14 protein-coding genes are annotated in these 16,979 nt (G+C 73.6%); 9 read left to right on the forward strand and 5 right to left on the reverse strand.

Annotated elements, in window-relative coordinates:
• The first annotated feature begins 49 nt into the window (after positions 1 to 49).
• Positions 50 to 1,498, forward strand: coding sequence for a sulfatase-like hydrolase/transferase (locus ABTZ91_RS18940; protein ID WP_352078306.1), 1,449 nt, complete (start codon positions 50 to 52; stop codon positions 1,496 to 1,498).
• Positions 1,499 to 1,601: 103 nt separating this feature from the next.
• Here ABTZ91_RS18940 and ABTZ91_RS18945 read toward each other — a convergent pair whose 3' ends face one another.
• Positions 1,602 to 1,976, reverse strand: coding sequence for a cupin domain-containing protein (locus tag ABTZ91_RS18945; protein WP_352078307.1), 375 nt, complete (start codon positions 1,974 to 1,976; stop codon positions 1,602 to 1,604).
• A 334-nt stretch (positions 1,977 to 2,310) separates the two neighbouring features.
• Between ABTZ91_RS18945 and ABTZ91_RS18950 the strand changes: the two genes are divergently transcribed.
• The 5 genes from ABTZ91_RS18950 (at position 2,311) to ABTZ91_RS18970 (ending at position 6,357) form a co-directional block, all read left to right on the forward strand.
• Complete coding sequence (locus tag ABTZ91_RS18950) at positions 2,311 to 2,724, forward strand: VOC family protein (RefSeq protein ID WP_407077985.1); 414 nt, start codon at positions 2,311 to 2,313, stop codon at positions 2,722 to 2,724.
• Between the two features lie 266 nt (positions 2,725 to 2,990).
• Positions 2,991 to 3,371 carry an SPW repeat protein gene (locus tag ABTZ91_RS18955; protein WP_352078309.1) on the forward strand — a complete coding sequence of 127 codons (381 nt, stop codon included), beginning with the start codon at positions 2,991 to 2,993 and terminating at the stop codon, positions 3,369 to 3,371.
• Between the two features lie 198 nt (positions 3,372 to 3,569).
• Complete coding sequence (locus ABTZ91_RS18960) at positions 3,570 to 3,923, forward strand: DUF805 domain-containing protein (protein ID WP_352078310.1); 354 nt, start codon at positions 3,570 to 3,572, stop codon at positions 3,921 to 3,923.
• A 483-nt stretch (positions 3,924 to 4,406) separates the two neighbouring features.
• A complete protein-coding gene (locus ABTZ91_RS18965; RefSeq protein WP_345491445.1) occupies positions 4,407 to 5,702 on the forward strand; it encodes a bifunctional GNAT family N-acetyltransferase/ATP-binding protein in 1,296 nt (431 codons plus the stop codon).
• A gap of 76 nt (positions 5,703 to 5,778) precedes the next feature.
• Positions 5,779 to 6,357 (forward strand): YdeI/OmpD-associated family protein, encoded by a 579-nt coding sequence (locus tag ABTZ91_RS18970; protein ID WP_407077981.1) that lies wholly within the window; start codon positions 5,779 to 5,781, stop codon positions 6,355 to 6,357.
• Positions 6,358 to 6,498: 141 nt separating this feature from the next.
• On the opposite strand, the gene ABTZ91_RS18975 is transcribed toward ABTZ91_RS18970, so the two are convergent.
• Positions 6,499 to 7,080, reverse strand: a complete 582-nt coding sequence (locus ABTZ91_RS18975) for a GNAT family N-acetyltransferase (RefSeq protein ID WP_352078311.1) — start codon at positions 7,078 to 7,080, stop codon at positions 6,499 to 6,501.
• A 120-nt stretch (positions 7,081 to 7,200) separates the two neighbouring features.
• On the opposite strand from ABTZ91_RS18975, the gene ABTZ91_RS18980 reads away from it, so the two are divergent.
• Positions 7,201 to 7,890: an NAD(P)-binding domain-containing protein gene (locus ABTZ91_RS18980; protein WP_352078312.1), complete on the forward strand. Its 690-nt coding sequence runs from the start codon at positions 7,201 to 7,203 to the stop codon at positions 7,888 to 7,890.
• 159 nt (positions 7,891 to 8,049) lie between these two features.
• Here ABTZ91_RS18980 and ABTZ91_RS18985 read toward each other — a convergent pair whose 3' ends face one another.
• Together ABTZ91_RS18985 and ABTZ91_RS34160 are read right to left on the reverse strand one after the other, a co-directional pair.
• Positions 8,050 to 9,243, reverse strand: coding sequence for a pyridoxal-phosphate dependent enzyme (locus tag ABTZ91_RS18985; protein ID WP_352078313.1), 1,194 nt, complete (start codon positions 9,241 to 9,243; stop codon positions 8,050 to 8,052).
• Entirely contained in the window at positions 9,240 to 11,948 is a 2,709-nt protein-coding gene (locus ABTZ91_RS34160) for a hypothetical protein (protein WP_407077982.1), read from the reverse strand. Before ABTZ91_RS34160 ends, ABTZ91_RS18985 begins: the two co-directional genes overlap by 4 nt.
• A gap of 268 nt (positions 11,949 to 12,216) precedes the next feature.
• Here ABTZ91_RS34160 and ABTZ91_RS18995 point away from each other — a divergent pair, with 268 nt between their 5' ends.
• The gene (locus ABTZ91_RS18995; protein WP_352078314.1) at positions 12,217 to 13,665 is read left to right on the forward strand and encodes a SpoIIE family protein phosphatase; all 1,449 of its coding nucleotides are present in this window, start codon (positions 12,217 to 12,219) and stop codon (positions 13,663 to 13,665) included.
• A gap of 228 nt (positions 13,666 to 13,893) precedes the next feature.
• Here ABTZ91_RS18995 and ABTZ91_RS19000 read toward each other — a convergent pair whose 3' ends face one another.
• Positions 13,894 to 15,384: a hypothetical protein gene (locus tag ABTZ91_RS19000; RefSeq protein WP_352078315.1), complete on the reverse strand. Its 1,491-nt coding sequence runs from the start codon at positions 15,382 to 15,384 to the stop codon at positions 13,894 to 13,896.
• 237 nt (positions 15,385 to 15,621) lie between these two features.
• On the opposite strand from ABTZ91_RS19000, the gene ABTZ91_RS19005 reads away from it, so the two are divergent.
• Entirely contained in the window at positions 15,622 to 16,752 is a 1,131-nt protein-coding gene (locus tag ABTZ91_RS19005; RefSeq protein WP_352078316.1) for an aminoglycoside phosphotransferase family protein, read from the forward strand.
• Positions 16,753 to 16,979: the final 227 nt, after the last annotated feature.

Below are 16,979 nucleotides of genomic sequence, written 5' to 3' on the forward strand. Positions count from 1 at the left end.
GCGCGGCCCAACCTGTCCCGCACCGCGCCCCGTCCCCGAAGGGATCCGCATGCCGGTCACCCAGCCCGCCCACCCGGGCCAGCACCGTCCCCAGCCCCAGCCCCATGTGATCGTGGTGCTCACCGACCAGCAGCGGTGGGACACCACGGGCGCCCACGGCAACCCGGTCGGTGTGACGCCCGAGTTCGACCGGCTGGCCCGCGAGGGCACGCTGGTCGAGCAGGCGATCACCCCCAATCCGGTGTGCGCGCCCGCACGTGCCGCGCTGCAGACCGGGCGCTTCCCGACGGCGACCGGTGTGTTCCGCAACGGACTTCCGCTCCGAGCGGAAGTCCCGACGCTCGCCGGGGCCTTCGCGGCGGCCGGGTACGTCACCGGCTACATCGGGAAGTGGCACCTGGCCGGCGAGGAGCACCCCGACGGGCCGGTGCCCGCCGAGCGGCGGGGCGGCTACAGGCACTGGCTCGCCTCGGACCGGCTCGAGTTCACCTCCGACGCGTACCGGACGGTGGTGTACGACGAACGGGGCGAGCCGGTGCGGCTGCCCGGATACCGTTCGGACGCGCTGATCGACGCCGCGATCCGCTTCGTCGCGGACCACCACGAACGCCCCTTCCTCCTCTTCCTGTCGCTCCTGGAACCGCACCACCAGAACGCCACCGACGACTACCCGGCCCCGGAGGGATACCGGGAGCGCTTCGAGGGGCGGTGGCTGCCGCCGGATCTCGCCGCGCTCGGTCCCGGCGCGGCCCAGGGCGGCGCGCACCGCCACCTCGGCGGGTATCTGGGCCAGATCAAGCGGGTGGACGAGGGCGTGGGCCGGCTTCGGGACACGCTGCGCAGTCTGGGCATCGAGGACGACACCGTGCTGGCGTGGACCGCCGACCACGGTTCCCACTTCCGTACCCGCAACGGCGAGTACAAGCGCTCGGCCCACGAGGCGTCGGTGCGGGTGCCGTTCGTGCTCACAGGGCCCGGCTTCCGGGGCGGCGGCCGGATCCGCCGGCCGGTGTCCACCGTGGACCTGATGCCGACGCTGCTGGACGCCGCCGGCCTGAAGGTGCCGGACGGTGTGCACGGCCGCTCGCTGCGCCCGCTGGTCGGCGGGGGCGACGAACCGGACCGGCCGGCCTCGGTGTTCACGCAGATCAGCGAGGACGTGATCGGCCGCGCGGTGCGCACGGACCGCTGGAAGTACGTGGTGACGGCGCCGCCCGGGTCCGACGCCTGGCACGAGCAGGCGGCCGACCGCTACCGCGAGACGGAGTTGTACGACCTCCGGTCCGATCCGTACGAGCTGGAGAACCTGGCCGGGCTGACCTCGCACCGGCATGTCGCCGACGGGCTGCGGGACGCGTTGCTCGCCTGGTTGCGCGAGGTGGAGGGCGCCGCCGCGATCGTGGAGGAGGCTGCGCCGCGCACACTCGGGCAGCGGTCACCCGACGCGTTCCCCGCGGACCGGGTGCCGTGGCACGGAGTGCGGTTCGGGCACGCCTGACCAGGACGGGCCGGTCCGATCAGCCTCGCCCCGGCCCGGGCCCGGGTCCGTCGGTCCGCTCTCGGCCGGTCCGTTCTCGTCCGCTCGGATCCGTTCCGCTCGGTCAGGAATTCGGCGGCACCGCGTAGGCGCCGAAGCCCATCCAGTCCAGGAGTTCGCAGGGTTCCTCTCCGACCACCCAGGCGTCGTGTCCTGGCTGGACCTCGTAGAAGTCGCCGGCGTTGAGGTCGCCTTCCTCTCCGCCGCCGTCCATGACCACGTGGAGCCGGCCGCTGACGACGTATCCGACGTGGTGCGCCTGGCAGCTGTCGGTGCCGGCGATGGGCTTCACGTGCTCCGTCCACCGCCAGCCGGGCTCGAACACGGCCCTGCCGACCGCCCCCTTGTCCGTGTTGAGCAGGTCGAGCCTGCCCTTGCCGTCCTCGAAGGGACGCGTCTCGTCTGCCGAGTCGAAGCTCCTGGAAACGATTGCGGTCATCGTCGTCCGCCTCCCGGCGGTGGAACGTGCGGGCCCCGAGTCCACTTCCAGGCTACGCCGCGAGGGGGCCACCGCACCCCGCCCGGCCGCCGCGTCCGACCACCCCGCCCTCCGGCCGGGCCGCCGTCCCCAGGGCCCCGTACGGGTGACCGTGAACCGCGTTGCCGAAGAAGATCGGGCGGAGGTACCTTGATCACATGACTGCCGGGTCGGCCGTGAGCCGTGATCGAGAGAGGCGCCCGGCCGTGGCGTGAGCGCCCCGGGTCGCCGGGCGCGGGGTCCGCCGCGGTCGTCCGCCCCGTATCGCCGTCGTGCGTACGGGAAGCCGGAAGACATCAGCGCCTGCCCCGCGAAAGGACCCCCTGTGGCCGTCAAGCTCGATCACACCGTCATCCACGCCCGCGACAAGCGGGTCTCCGCCGAGTTCCTGGCCGAGGTGCTCGGCCTGGAGGTCGGTGCGCCCTTCGGGCCGTTCCTGCCGGTCGACACCGGCAACGGCGTCACCCTCGACTACTACGACGCCGAGGACCCCTCCTTCACCCCCGGCCACTACGCGTTCCTCGTGCCCGACGAGGAGTTCGACGCGATGATCGACCGCCTGGAGCGGATGCGCGTGACGTACTACGCGGATCCGCACCACACCGAACCGGGGCGGATCAACCGCCTCTTCGGCGGCCGGGGGGCCTACTTCGACGATCCGTCGGGCCACAACATGGAGATCATGACCCGCCCCTACGCGCGTCCCTGATCTTGCCAAGAAGCGCCTCGTCTTCCCTGAACTTTTGTTGAACACTCAGCGGATTTGGCGATTCCATGCATAACCCGAGGGGGTTTTCTGTAGGGATCCCTTATCGGACACATCTACACATAAAGGCCAGATAAGAGCACAATGAAACAGCGGCACCCGATGCCGCCAGAGCGGTCAGACGTGCAAGACGCCAGAAGGAGGCGAGTCGTATGGCCGACGTCTCTCACCGTCCCGGTGATATCAGGGGACACCCCGACGCCTCGGAAATGCGGGACCGTTATGCCCGCATGCTCCAGACCCGGGGCGTGGCGGCCGTCGAGGAACTGGTGATCCTCGCCGGAATCTACGCCGCGGTCTCCGCGTGGACGGTCCACTTCTCCGCCGCGAAGCCGGAACTCGCCATCAGCAACCTGGTCGTCGGCATCACCATCGCCGCCCTCGGCCTGTGCATGTCGATGGCTCCGGAGCGGTCCCAGGACCTGAACTTCGTGGTCCTGCTGCTCGGTGTGTGGCTGATCGTCTCCCCGTGGGTGGTCTCCCGGGACGCCGGTACCGGCGCGATCCTCAGCAACGTCATCACCGGCGCCTGTGTCTGCCTCTTCGCCCTCACGGCAGGCGGCCTGCTGATGAGCAAGAGAAAGACGTAGCCGTCCGATCCTCACCGGAAGCGGCGTCGCCCCCTCGCACGAGGAGGCGACGCCGTTCACTTTCGTCCCGCCCAGGTCTGCGAACGGCCACTACCAGGTAACGAATTGACCCACGCCGTTTCGGCCACATAAGTTCTGCGTAAGCCTTGCTCCACAGGGACAGGCTCCCGTTCTCAACCCAGTCCTTGGGGGGACAAAGTGAACTGGTACCTCGAAGCGTTCAAGAAGTACGCGGTGTTCAGCGGCCGGGCGCGCCGCAAGGAATTCTGGATGTTCCAGCTGTTCAACATCATCGTGTCGATCGTGCTGTCGATCATTGACCAGGCCCTCGGCATTCAGCTGCTCAGCCTGATCTACGTCCTCGCGGTCCTCATCCCGAGCCTCGCGCTCTCCGTGCGCCGCCTGCACGACACCGGCCGCAGCGGCTGGTGGATCCTCATCGGTCTGATCCCGCTGGTCGGTTTCATCATCCTGCTGGTCTTCTACTGCTCCGAGGGCGACCAGGCGCAGAACGCGCACGGCCCGAACCCGAAGCTGGCCCCGGCCTACTGACGGTCGGCCGGCGGGTCCGTCTGACGGACCGTACGCCGGCAGGGCACCGGCTCCGCCGAGGAGCCGCACCGCATCACGCAGCGAAGCCCCCGGAAGGTCCGCCTTCCGGGGGCTTCGCGCATTGACGGGGCCCCGCGCAGTGCTGGGTCCGCGCGCCGTGGCGCGGCCACGCACACGGCCAGAGCCTCCCGCACCGCCGCGGCCGCGCCCACGTCCAGAGTCTCGCGCACTGCCAGAGCCTCGCGCGCTGCCGGGGCCGCGCACCTGCCGGGCCTTCGCTCATGCCGCATCCCGGCCGCCTGGGTCGGGGCCGCTTTCCCGACCGCGGCTGCGGCCCGGCCCCCGGCCCCCGGCCCGCATAGAGCCGCTACGGCGCAATCGCCGTACCCCGCTTGTGCAGGGCGGCACACGACCGGCCCCCTTCGCCCCGCCTAGCCTCGCCGGAACGGAGCGCGACAGCACGAACGAGGGGCGGTACCACCGGTGAACTGGCTCATCCACGACTACCGCGAGAGCGATCTCGCCGCGGTCGTCCATCTGATCGACACCACGGCCGGACTCGGCCAGGAGTCGGTCTTCTCACTGGCCGAATGCATCGGCGCCCTCACCTCCCGGCAGCCGGCCGTCGTCGCCGTCCACCAGGGCGCCCCCATCGGCGCCGCGCTCGCCTGCGTCGCCGGCGAGCGGGCCTGGGTGATGCGGATCGCGATCTCGTCGGCGTGGCGCGGCCGGGGCCTGGCGAGCGCCCTGCTGGTGGAACTGGAGCGGCGCCTCGTGGCCGCGCGGGTCGCCCGGATCGCCTATGTGCTGCCCGAGGAGGAACTCCTCGGCGAGGGCCTGCTCAACGCCGGATACACCCGGCAGCCGGCGGTCGCCTACTTCGAGAAGGTCGAGCCGCTCCACGGCCCGGCCGCGGGCCTCCTCGACGACCTCGGCGGGCGCGTCCTGCCCACCGACCTGTGGGCCAAGGTCGCCGGCATGGAACGCGAGAAGGACCTGATCGAACGGCGTGTCGTGCTGCCCCTCGCGGAACCCGAGCGCGCCGCACGGCACGGGGTGCGGCCGCCGCGCGCCATCGGTCTGTTCGGTCCGCCCGGCACCGGCAAGACCACGTTCGCCCGCGCGATCGCCTCCCGGCTCGGCTGGCCGTTCGTCGAGATCCTGCCGTCCCGCCTCGCCGACGGCGGCAATCTGGCGGCCGCCCTGCGCTCGGCCTTCGCGCGGATCGCCGAGCTCGAGCGGGTGCTCGTCTTCATCGACGAGGTCGAGGAGATCGCGCCCGTACGGGCCGAACCGGTGCAGCCCGGCGGCATGCACGGGGTGACCAACGAACTGCTCAAGCTCATCCCCCGGTTCCGGGAACGGGACGAACGGCTCCTGGTCTGCGCCACCAACTCCATCCGCTCCCTCGACCCGGCGTTCCTGCGGCCCGGGCGCTTCGACTACCTGATCCCGATCGGTACGCCGGACAAGGGAGCGCGGGCCGCGATCTGGTCCCGCTACACCGACGCCCGGCCCGATGTCGACGTGGACGCGCTGGTCGCCGCCAGCGACCTGTTCACGCCCGCCGACATCGAGCACGCGGCGCGGATCGCCGCCCAGAACTCCTTCGAACGGGACCTGGTGGCGGTCGGCGGCCGCGCCGCCGATCCGTCCGGCGCCGCGCCCGGCGCGACGACGGCGGATTACCTCGACGCGATCGGCCAGTGCCGGCCGACCGTGACTCCCGAACTGATCGAGCAGTTCGAGTCGGACATCACCACCCACGCCCGGCTCTGACCGGGCCGGCGCGCCCACCCGCTGCCTCTAGGGTGATCACAGGCATCGGGTGGGTCGGCCGGGAAGGACGTGTCGGGTGGAGACGATCGAAGGACTCGCCGTCATGGGGTTCGCCGACGGCAGCGAGCTGGAGGCCTGGCTGGAGGAGCACCACGCTGACACGCCGGGCGTCTGGCTGCTGCTCGGCCGGCGCGGCTCCGACCTGCCCTCCCCCACCGCGCAGGAGATCCTCGACGCCACCCTGGCCTTCGGCTGGATCACCGGCAAGCGCAAGGCCCGTGACGAGCGTTGCTACGTGCAGAAGATCACCCCGCGCCGGCCCGGCAGCCTGTGGTCGCAGGTCAACGTCCGCCAGGTCGAGGCGCTCCTCGCGGCGGGCCGGATGCGGGAGCCGGGGCTCGCCGAGGTGCGGGCGGCACAGGCGGACGGACGCTGGCAGCAGGCGTATCCCTCGCAGAAGGACGCGACGGTGCCCGACGACCTGGCGGCGGCGCTCGCGGCCCGGCCGAGGGCCGCGGCGGCCTTCGAGGCGCTGGGGAAGACGGACCGGTACCTGATCATCCTGAGCCTGTGGCAGGCACGTACGGCGAAGACCCGGCAGGCCCGGCTCGAACGGGCGGTGACGGCCCTCGCGGCGGGCGAACGGAAGCGCTGAGACCCGGGCGGGGGCGCCCGGGGGCAGGCGGACAGGAGCGTCCGGACGGGGGCGCCTGGGAGCGGGCCAGGGCCAGGAGGCGCCCGGCCGGGACCTGGGCGGGGAGCCGAGGGCCGGGCCGTGAACCGGACACTGGGAATGTCAGGGGCGGTGCCCGCGCCGCCGGTACAGCACCTGGTGCGCGTCCCACTCCACGAAGGACTCGGCGTGGCTCATGCCGACGGCCTCCAGGAGGCGGCGCGAGCGGAGGTTCGCCTCCTGGGTGACCGCGACGACGGCCGGCACGTCCTCCAGGGCCCTCTCGACGGCCGCGGCGACGGCCTCGCGGGCGTACCCGTGCCCCCAGTGTTCGGGCAGGAACTGGTACGAGACCTCCGTCTCCCCGTTCCGCGCGTCTTCCTCCATGGTGACGAGGCCGAGCAGCGCGCCGTCGGAGATCCGCTCCACGGCGTGGACGCCGGGCGCGCCGGCGATCCTCCGCTGCCGGATGCGGATGACGGACTCGACGACGGGGCCGCCCAGATGACGCCGTACCTCCGGGTCGGTCCACAGGCGGGTCACGGCCGGGATGTCCCGGGTGCGTACGGGACGCAGCACGAGCCGCTCGGTGACGAGCGGGGCGGTCGGTCCGGTCGGCGCGGCCGGGGTGGTCGGCGCGGCCGGGGCCGTCGGGAGGGTGCGGGCGGTCGAACGGGTGGCGGCGGTCGGCGTGGTCGAGGCCATACGCCGATGATGTCAGGTGGTCGCGGATCGACTCGGGCCGAGGGACTACGCCCCATGATGGACCGGGCCCCCGCCCACCGGCCGAGGTGGCCGGAGGGCGGCCCGCCTAGCGTCGGGCCCATGAGAATCGGAATCCTGGGAACAGGTCATGTCGGTCGCGCGCTCGCCGGTGCGTGGAGCGCGGCGGGACACGCGGTGGTCCTCGGCTCGCGCAAGCCGGACGAGACGGCCTCACACGGCGGGAAGGTCCCCGTCGTCTCGACGGAGGCGGCGGTCGCCTCCGCCGACGTGGTGGTCAACGCGACCCCCGGCACGGCCTCCCTCGCCCTCCTCACCTCCGTGGGCGCACCGGCCCTCGCGGGCAAGGTGCTGCTCGACGTCGCCGTCGGGTTCACCGACGACGGGGACCTCTCCCACCCGGGCGAGAGCCTCGGCGAGGAACTCCAGCGCGCCTTCCCCGAGACCCCCGTCGTCAAGACCCTCTGCACCGTCGACCGCCTCGTCATGATCGCCCCCGACTCCCTGGAGGGTCCCAGCCACGTCTTCCTCTCCGGCGACGACCCGGCCGCCAAGGACACCGTCCGGGGCCTGCTCCATGACCTGGGCTGGTCCTCGGACGCGGTCCTCGACCTGGGCGGCATCGCCACGGCCCGCGGCCAGGAGCACTTCAGCCTGCTGTTCGTCCCCATCGCGGAGGCCATCGGCTCGTACCGCTTCGGACTGCGTGTGGTGAGGCTGTCCGAGGGCGCGACGCAGTCCTACGAGGAGGCCCAGGCCGAGGCGGAGGCGGAGGCGGGCGCCGCCTCGTAGCGGCGGAGGTGCGGGGGATCCGCGGCGCAGGCGGGCGCCGGCTCCTGGCGGCGGAGGTGCGGGAGGGCAACCGGCCGGCCCTCTCCCCTACTTCACCATGGCCTGAGTCCCGGGGCCGGGAGGCGGGTGGGGCAGGCCTGGGACCTCAGGCCTCAGACCTCAGACCTCCGCGAGGAGGGCCTTCACCTCCGCCCACTCCAGCTCTACGGGCTGGTACGTCGCGCGGGCGGTGTCCTCGTCCTTGTAGCCGCTGGACGTGGCCACGCACACCACGGGCCCGTCCTCGTCGGCCGGGCCATGGGCGCGCAGGCCCGCGAGTCCGGCCGCCGAGGACAGCTCGCACCACAGGCCCTGTGCGGCCAACTCCGCCTGGGCGTCAGCCATCTGGCGGTCCGTCACGGTTCGGGCCGCACCTCCCGTCTCGCGCAGGGCGACGACCCCGCGATAGCCGCTGATCGCGCAGTCGATGGCGTACGCGGCCGTCGGCCCGACGGGGACCCGCGCCGTGTCGGCGCCGGTGCGCATGGCCCGGGTGAGCGCGCCCGCCGCGGCCGGCTCGGTCGCGTACACCCGGGGGACGAAACCGGTGACACCCAGCCGGGCCAGCTCCAGGAAGCCCTTGGCGACGCCGTACAGCAACTCGCCGTAGCCGGTGGGCAGATGGACGGCGGACGGAGCCTGCCCGAGGGTGAGGGCGATCTCGTACGCGATGGTCTTGTACCCCTCGGGGCCGAAGGGGTGGCCGGTGTGCGCGGTGTCGGTCACGCTGCTGACCGGCTGGTAGCCGAGCTCGTCGACGATCCTGCGCATCAACGGCCGTACGGACTCGTGCGGGACGGTCAGCACGGTCGCCCCGTAGGCACGCACGTGGGAGGCGACGGCCGGCGGTGCGAAGGGTGACGTGAAGACGACGCAGGGCAGCCCCGCGCGAGCCGCGTAGGCGGCGGCCGACGCGCCGTGGTTGCCCGAGGACGACACCACGATCCCGCGCGCGCCGGACGCCACGGCGGCACTCACCGCGACCCGGTTCAGGCGGTCCTTGTGGCTCCAGGTCGGGTTGCGGGACTCGTCCTTGATCCACACTCCGTCGGCGAGCCGCACCAACGGCGTGTCGCCCTCGCCGAGCCCCGGTGCGGCGAGCGGCGGGAGCAGCGGCGCCCAGCGTTCCAGGCCGTGGGCGGCGGGGCGGGTGAACAGGTCGTGCGGGACGCGGTCGTAGTCGTAGTCGATGTCCAGCGGGTACGCGACGGCGTCGGTGGACGTGGCGGGGTCGCCGGCCGTGAGCGGCGGCCACAGGGGGTGGCGGACGGCCGGGTCGCGGAGGGAGCGCTGGGCGGTGGCGAGGGAGTTCATCCGCCCATCCTGCGCTGGAGCGCGGCGAGGGCGCCGGCGTGGCGGCCGGGCACGGTGCGGCGCAGTTCGACGAGCGCGGGTCCGAGTGCCCGGGCCCGGGCCGGGTCCTTGATCTGCTCCCACTGGTGGTGGGCCCGGTCCACCGCGCCCTCGACGTCCGGCTCGTCCGGCCCCTGCCGCATCCCCAGCCGTGCCTGCGCGGCGGCGATCCACAACTCGCAGCTCCGCGCCGGCTCCCCGGCGAGCCGCGCCAGATCCGCCCGCACCTCCACCCAGTGCACGGCCTCCCCGGACCGCGGACCGTACCGCCGCAGCGCATCGCTCTCCCAGGCGGCGGCCATCGCCGCCGCCTCTCCATGCCGCCCGGCCATCGCCGCCGCGAGAATCGCCGGATGCGGATCCAGTTCCGCCGCGTGCCGCGACGCCTCAAGCTGTGGCACCCCAGGCTGCGGCACCCCGGGCGCGTGGGTGGGGCGCGGCGGGATCGGGGCGGGTGCGCCGGGAGCGGTAGCGTTGCCGGACAGCGCCGGGCTGGAGCCGGTGGGCACCTCGGGGGGCGCGGCGGGGGCGGTGCTGCTGCCCGGCGGTGTCGGCGCGGGCGCGACGGGCCCCGTGCCGCTCCCCGACGGCGACGGCGACGGCCCGGATCCTGCGGACACCGGACTCTCGCTCGCGCCACGCGGCGCGGCCTGGGGTGCTTCCGCTCGGCCGACCGCGCGGGGCGCGGCGGAGGCAGCGGCGTTGCGCGAGGGCGTGGGCGCGGGCGCGACGGGGGCAGTGCCCCTGTCCGACTGGGTCGACGTGCGGCGGGATCCAGGGACCGACGTCCCGTCACCGGCGCCACGCGGCGCGGCCTGGAGCGCACCCGCCCGGACCACCTCGCGGGGCGCGACGGCGCCCGCGGCCCCGGCGGGGTCGGGCCTGGAGGGGGCGGCGGTCGACGACGCCGACACACCGGTCGCCTCGTCGGGCCGCGGGCGCACGACCTCCGCACCCGTCGCGGACGGGGCGGCGGGCCGCGGCTCGGCAGCCGCCGAAGCGGCCGCCTCGGCGGGTCCGCGCCCCGGTGCTCCCGAAGGAGGGGCCGGTGCGTCCTCGACCGCCCGGTCGGCCGGGAGGTCCGCGGGCTTCCCGCCAGCGCCGGACACCGGCGTGTCGCGCGTGACGAGTGCCGGACCGGTCCCCGAGGAGCGGTCAGCGCCAGGCCCGGCCGCGGTCGTCGTCAGCCCGTCCGTCGGCGAAGCCGACCCCGTTGCGTGCCGAGCGGGCGCCGTGCCCGTCGGTCCGTCGGGCTCGGCCACGTTCGCCGGAACGGACTTCGCGGCCTGGCCACGAAGCTCGTTCGGTGACGGCGCGTCGCTGCCGGCGGCCACGGGCGGCGGGCCGTCGTGGCCACTCGGCGGAACACCCTCCGCAGCGACAGAGGTCCCCGCAACCGGCTCCGACCCCACGGCAGCGTCCGCCGCGGACGCCCCCGTCGGTGACGGCGCGTCCGCGCCGTCGGCAGCATGCCGCGGCCCGTCGTCGATGCCCGCCGCAGCGACGGAATCCGCCGCAACCGGCTCTCCCTCCGCCTTCAGCGGCGCTTCGCGGACCGGCGTTTCGGCGCTCACCACAACCGGCCCGTCGGCAGGGCCGATTTCGGCAACCGCTCCCGGCTCGACGGCGCGCCCTGCAGGCTGCGCCGACGACGCCGGTCGTACCGCGTGTTCGGCCACCGCCTCAACGGCACGCCCGGCAGCGTGCGCCGGCGGCACCACGTGTTCGGCCACCGCCTCAACGGCACGCCCGGCAGCGTGCGCCGGCGGCACCACGTGTTCGGCCTCCGCCTCAACGGCGCCCCCGCCAGGCCGCGCTGCCGGCGTCGCCGGCCGCACCGCGCCTTCCAGCACCGCCTCGACGGCGCCCCCGGCTGCGCGCGGATCCGGCCTCGTACCCACCGGCGCGCCGATCGCCCCCGTCGCCCCCGGCGAACCGACCGGCACCGGCGTTTCGCCCAGCGCGCGGGGCGGCGGCGCGGTGCCCAGGCGGCGGGTGGGCGGGGACTCCAGCGGAAGGACGGAGGCGGCGGGGGGCGAGGGGGGCGACGGATGGGGTGGGGTGGCGGGGGATGGCTGGGGGGCGGGCGGGGACAGGAGGATCGCCTGCGTCTGGGGGGCCGACTGCGCGGCCGCCGCGGCCGCCTCCGCGTGGAGCAGAGGCAGTGGGGGGCGGGCGCCGGTGCGCCAGAGGGTGGCGAAGTGGCGGAGGTAGTCGGGAGTGGTGAGGGCGCCCCGGCGGGGGAAGGGGACAAGGCGGGCGAACAGCGGGACGGCCGGGCCGAGGCCGAGCGCGCCCGGGTCGGCGGCGAGCCGCTGCCACAGCTCGGGGTCGGCCGCCAGGTCGGCGACGACGGTGGTCGTGCCGGGCCGGCGCGGTGCGAGTTCCGTGGCGAGCCAGTGCCAGGGAAGTCCCGTGTAGCGCAGGGTCGTCGGCGTGCTGCGGGCGAGCGCGAGGTGCGGCAGCCGTTGGCGCCGGTCGAGCTGGAGCTGCCCCGCGAGGTACAGGGCCAGCGGGCCCGGGGCCGCCGCGACGGCGCGGAGCCGGGTGAGGACGGCCTGCGGGTCGAGCGGGTCCGCCAGTTCGACGACCGTGGCCATGTCCGTACCGGTGAGCGCCCCGGCCGGTACCGCCGCGAGCGCGGGCAGCACCGACGCCGCGTCCATGGCACGTCCTCGTCCGGCCGGTGCCGCGGCCAGCAGTAGCGCCGTACCCATTGAGTTCACCTCGTCGCTCAGCACAGCAGCACCGTAACCCGTGGCCGTGTGGCCGAATGTCCACTGGTCCTCATGTGGGCCTTTGGCATATGTCAGAAGCACCACCGTATCGAGTGTTGCCAAATGGCTTACGAGGTGAACCGGGCTGTGCCAAAGTCGTAGCCGGGCTTCACTTTCCAGACTTGGCCGCGCCACGTCGCCTGCATCGGAGTACGACATGCCGTCCCCTCTCTTCGCGGACCGTCCCGCCCAACCGCCCGAGCCCGGCGCGGTGGACGCACTCATCTCGCAGACACGCCGTCTGCGCGGCGAGGTGGACGCGGTACGCAGGGACGCCGTCACGGACGAGGACGACCCGCAGGTCCGCTGGCAGCGCGCCCTGTGCGACCTGGCCGTGCACCAGCTGGACGACCTGCGCGCCCACTTGGGGCAGCTGAAGGCCGGGCTCCCCGCGGACCTGGCGGACGCTCCGGCGCCGCAGGACTCGCCGGCGGCCTATGCCGAGCCCGATCCCGCTCCCCGGCTGACCGGTTCGCTGCTCTCCCGGGTCGGCAGCGCCGAGTGGGACCTGCTCACCGACGACGTGCACTGGTCGGAGGAGCTGTTCCAGATCTTCGGCCGCCCGCGGGAGAGCGGTCCGATGTCGCTCGACGAGCTGCCGTCGATGGTGTTCGCCGAGGACCAGCCCCTGCTCCAGGCGATGGTGACGGACTGCCTGATCGACGGGAAGCCGATCGACGGCGAGTTCCGGATCGTCCGCACCGACGGACGGGTCCGCACGGTCCACATGACGGGCGAGCCGGTCCTCGACGCCGACGGCTGCACCGCTTCCATGTGGGCCGTCTTAAGGGACGTCAGCGAGCTGCGCCGCAGCGAGCGGGCGGTCCGCGAGAGCCGGGACAGCCTCCAGCGCCACCAGCACATCGAGCACACCGAGCGCCGGGTCGCCGTCGAGCTCCAGGAGGCCGTGCTGCCGCCCTGGCGGGGCTCCCTCCGGTTCGCCCACGACGGCCCCGCCCCGCTCGACGTGGCCGGTCACTATCTGCCGGCCGCGAGCACGGGTCTGATCGGCGGCGACTGGTACGACGCGCTGGCGCTGCCGGACGGGGACGCGCTGCTGACCGTGGGCGACCTGACCGGTCACGGTGTCTCGGCGACCTCCTCGATGGCGATGCTCCTGGGCGCGTTGCGTGGCATGGCGGTGGCCGGGATCCGGCCCGGCGCCCTGATGGGCCACCTCAACCAGCTCCTGGAGACCTCCGCCCAGCCCGCCCTCGGCAGCGCGCTGTGCTGCCGTTACGATCCGGCCACCCAGACCCTCGCCTGGTCCCAGGCCGGTCATCCCGCCCCGCTGCTCTTCCGCGACGGCAGGGGACGGACGCTGGCCCGGCCGGAAGGAGTGCTCCTCGGAGCGACGACCGGTGCGTCGTACGAGGAGGCCGAGACGCGGCTGATGCCCGGCGACCTGCTGCTGCTGCACACCGACGGCCTGACCCGGACCGGCGCCGGCATGGACGACTGCGGTACGGAGCGCCTGCTGGCCCTCGCCCCGCGGCTGGCCGCCGCGCGCGACGCGCAGGACTGCGTCCGGTCGGTGCTGGAGGAGTTCGGCGAGGGGCCGCGCGAGGACGACGCCTGTGTGATGGTGGTCCGGGTCGGAGGCTAGTCCCACGCCGGGCGGGCCGGGCCTCTCGTACGGCTCGTGCGGCTCGTATCACCGGACGGCCGCAAGCACCGCCGGTAACGGCCGTGGTGCCGTTCCTCCGTAACGCCGTCAACGCCGTCAACGCCGTACAGAGATCGACAGTGGTCGACGGAGGTCAGTAGCCGACGGACCGCCGTGCCCACGGCGCTTCCGCCGGCTCCGTACCTCCCCTCACGTCTCGCACACCCTTCATGCCTCTCCGGTCCTGGGGCGGTTCGAGGGCGCCTTCGGGAGTGCCGTCGCGATCTCCTCGCGCAGGTCCTCGATCTTGCTGTAGCCCGCGTACTGCCCGGTCAGCCGGTACATCTCCCGCAGCCGGTCCCAGGTCCGGTGGGAGGACGTGTCGCCCATGGAGACCAGGGCGAGGCGGGCGTAACGGTCCGCCTGTTCCGGGTCGTCGGCGATGAAGCAGGCCGAGGCGAGCGAGATGTGGTCGAAGAGCTTCGAACGGTCGTGCCCCTGGTGGCGCAGGTCGAGCGCCAGCTTGGCGTGGCGCTGCGCGGGGACGGCTGCGGCCGGATCGTGTTCGGCGAGGGTGCGGTAGGCGAGCGCCTGCATGCCGTGCAGGTCGGCCTCGTCGAAGTTCTGCATCCAGCTGGGCTTCTCGTCCCCGCGGTCGGAGACGAAGAGCTCCTCGGCCTCACCGAGGGTGCGGCGCATGGCCTGGCCACGGCCCATCGACGCCTGCGCCCAGGCCTCGATCGTGTGGAACATGGCCTGGGTGCGGGGCAGCAGTCGCTCCCCCGCGCCGGACTTGGCCAGCTGCATCAGGTCGAGGGCCTCGTCGGGCCGGCCGAGGTGCACCATCTGGCGGGCGGCGCGGGAGAGCGCTTCCCCGGCGCGCGGCCGGTCGCCGCCCTCGCGGGCCGCGTGCGCGGCGATCACGAAGTACTTCTGGGCGGTGGGTTCGAGGCCGACGTCGTGGGACATCCAGCCGGCCAGGACGGCCAGGTTGGCGGCCACGCCCCACAGCCGGCGCTGAAGGTGGTCGGGGTGGTGGTAGGCGAGCATGCCGCCCACCTCGTTGAGCTGGCCGACCACGGCCTTGCGCTGGAGGCCGCCGCCGCGGGAGGCGTCCCAGGCGCGGAAGACCTCGACGGAGCGTTCCAGGGCCTCGATCTCCTCCGACCCGATGGGGGCGGCCTCGTAGCGGTCGTACCCAGCGGGGTCGGCGTGGAGGGGATCGACGGCGCGGGGGGTGGCGCCGGGGCGTGCGGGGTCGGTGTGGAGCCAGTCGTGCATGGCGTTGGTGATTACGGAGCCGGCGGCAAGCGCGGCACCCGCGCCCACCAGGCCGCGTCGGTTGAGCATGAGGTCCATTCCCGTGAATTCGGTGAGGACCGCTGCCGTACGCTCGGGCGCCCAGGGCAGCCCGTCAGGGTTGTCGGTGTTCCTGACGTCCCGCCGCTTGCCGGCGCGCCCGTGTCGTACGAACCCGAGGTCCTCGATGGTCACGACACGGCCGAGTCGCTCGGTGAACAGCGCTGCCAACACCCGGGGTACGGGATCGCGCGGGGTCTCCCCCATGTCGATCCAGCGCCGCACCCGCGAGGTGTCGGTCGCCAGCTGGGGGTGGCCCATGGCCGCCGCCTGCCGGTTCACGAGTCTCGCGAGTTCGCCCTTGGACCAGCCGGCGAGGCCGAAAAGGTCTGCCAGGCGGGTGTTGGTCTGTCCGGTCACGTCTAAGCCCCCAGGTTCTCGGCTGAGTTGACACTAACCCCCTGTCATAGGGCTGGCGACTATTCGCCAGGGTTCGCCAGGGTGCGCCCGATGTTCCGCCACCCGCGGCCGGGTGTCAGGTAGGAACGCGCCACCCCGCCCCGTCGACCGGCCCTCATTTTCCCCAGGGTGCGGATCGGTCGGGCGGGCGGGGCGACGCACGCAACTCGTCGGCGCACGAAGGGATCTGTCTCCTCCATGTACACAGCATCGTCCTCCGTGTCCGCCCCGCCCCGGCCGCTGCACCGCACCATTCCGGCCGGTTCCGGACCGTACCTCGCCCCCGCTCCGACGCAGGGAGCGGCGCGGCCGAGGCGCTGGGCGGGGAGCACCGTCCAGCCGCCCAGCGGGAGGATCGACCTGTCCGGTCCGCAGGGGGCGCAGCTGCGCATGGCCATCGCGTCCGTCCACCGGATCTGCCCGGAGTTCAACCCGGTTCAGGTGCTGCGGCGCAGCGGCCGTTCCGTGCTGATCGTCGGGACGACGGGAAGGACCACGGCGGTCGCCAAGTGTTTACTGGACCACTCCCCCGCGTGGGTCGAGCGGTTCCGTCACGAAATAGGGGCGTACCGCGCGTTCGTCCGGCACCGTCCCCCGGTGCGCGCGCCGCGGCTGATCGCCGCGGACCCGGAGAACTGCACGCTGGTCATCGAGCGGATGCCGGGGCGGGCGGCGGCGCTGAGCCGTCATCCGGTCGAGGCTCCGCCGCGCGCGGACGTGCGGGCCGCGCTCGGCGCGATCGCCCGGCTGAACGCCTGGCGGCCGCCGGCCGGGACGTTCGACGCGCCGCTCGACTACGGGGCGCGGATCGCCCGCTATCACGAGCTCGGGCTGTTCACCGACCGGGACCGGGACGATCTGCAGAAGCTGCTGCACGGCCTCGCGCAGGCGGGGGGCCGGCAGGGCATGGGACAGTTCTGCCACGGTGACGCCCTGTTGTCCAACATGCTGCTGTCTCCGGCCGGTCCGGTGCTCGTCGACTGGGAGCATGCCGGCTGGTACCTGCCGGGCTACGACCTGGCGACGCTGTGGGCGGTGCTGGGTGACGCTCCGCTGGCGCGGCGCCAGATCAGTCAGCTGGCGCAGCAGGCGGGGACGGCCTCCCGGGACGCGTTCCTGGTGAACCTGATGATCGTGCTGACCCGGGAGATCCGTACGTACGAGACGGCGGTGCAGCGGACGATCAAGGAGGCGCCGCCGGCCGGTTCGGTCCCGGTGCCCGCCGGGGCGGTCTCGCCCGGCGAGGAGCAGCGGCTGCTGCTGCGGCGGCTGCACGACGACTGCGCCATGGCACGGCGGGCCGTGCGCGCGGCGGTCGGGACGCGCTGAACGGTTCCGACACGGGACGGGGGTGGGCGCCGCGCGCCCGGTGCCGACACACCGGGAGCGCGGCGCTCTTCGTCGTTCCCCGGTGTTCCCCGGTGTTCCCCGGTCCTTCTTCGATGCTCTTCCTTGCTCTGCGTGGCTCATCGGGGACTTCGTTCCGCTCCGAGAGGAACACCCCCACTGGTCCACTCCACTGACGCGCCGCAGGCGGGCGCGCCGCCCGCGCGAAA

Source organism: Streptomyces sp. NPDC126499 (assembly GCF_040302485.1).
In the GTDB taxonomy this organism is placed as follows: Bacteria; Actinomycetota; Actinomycetes; order Streptomycetales; family Streptomycetaceae; genus Streptomyces.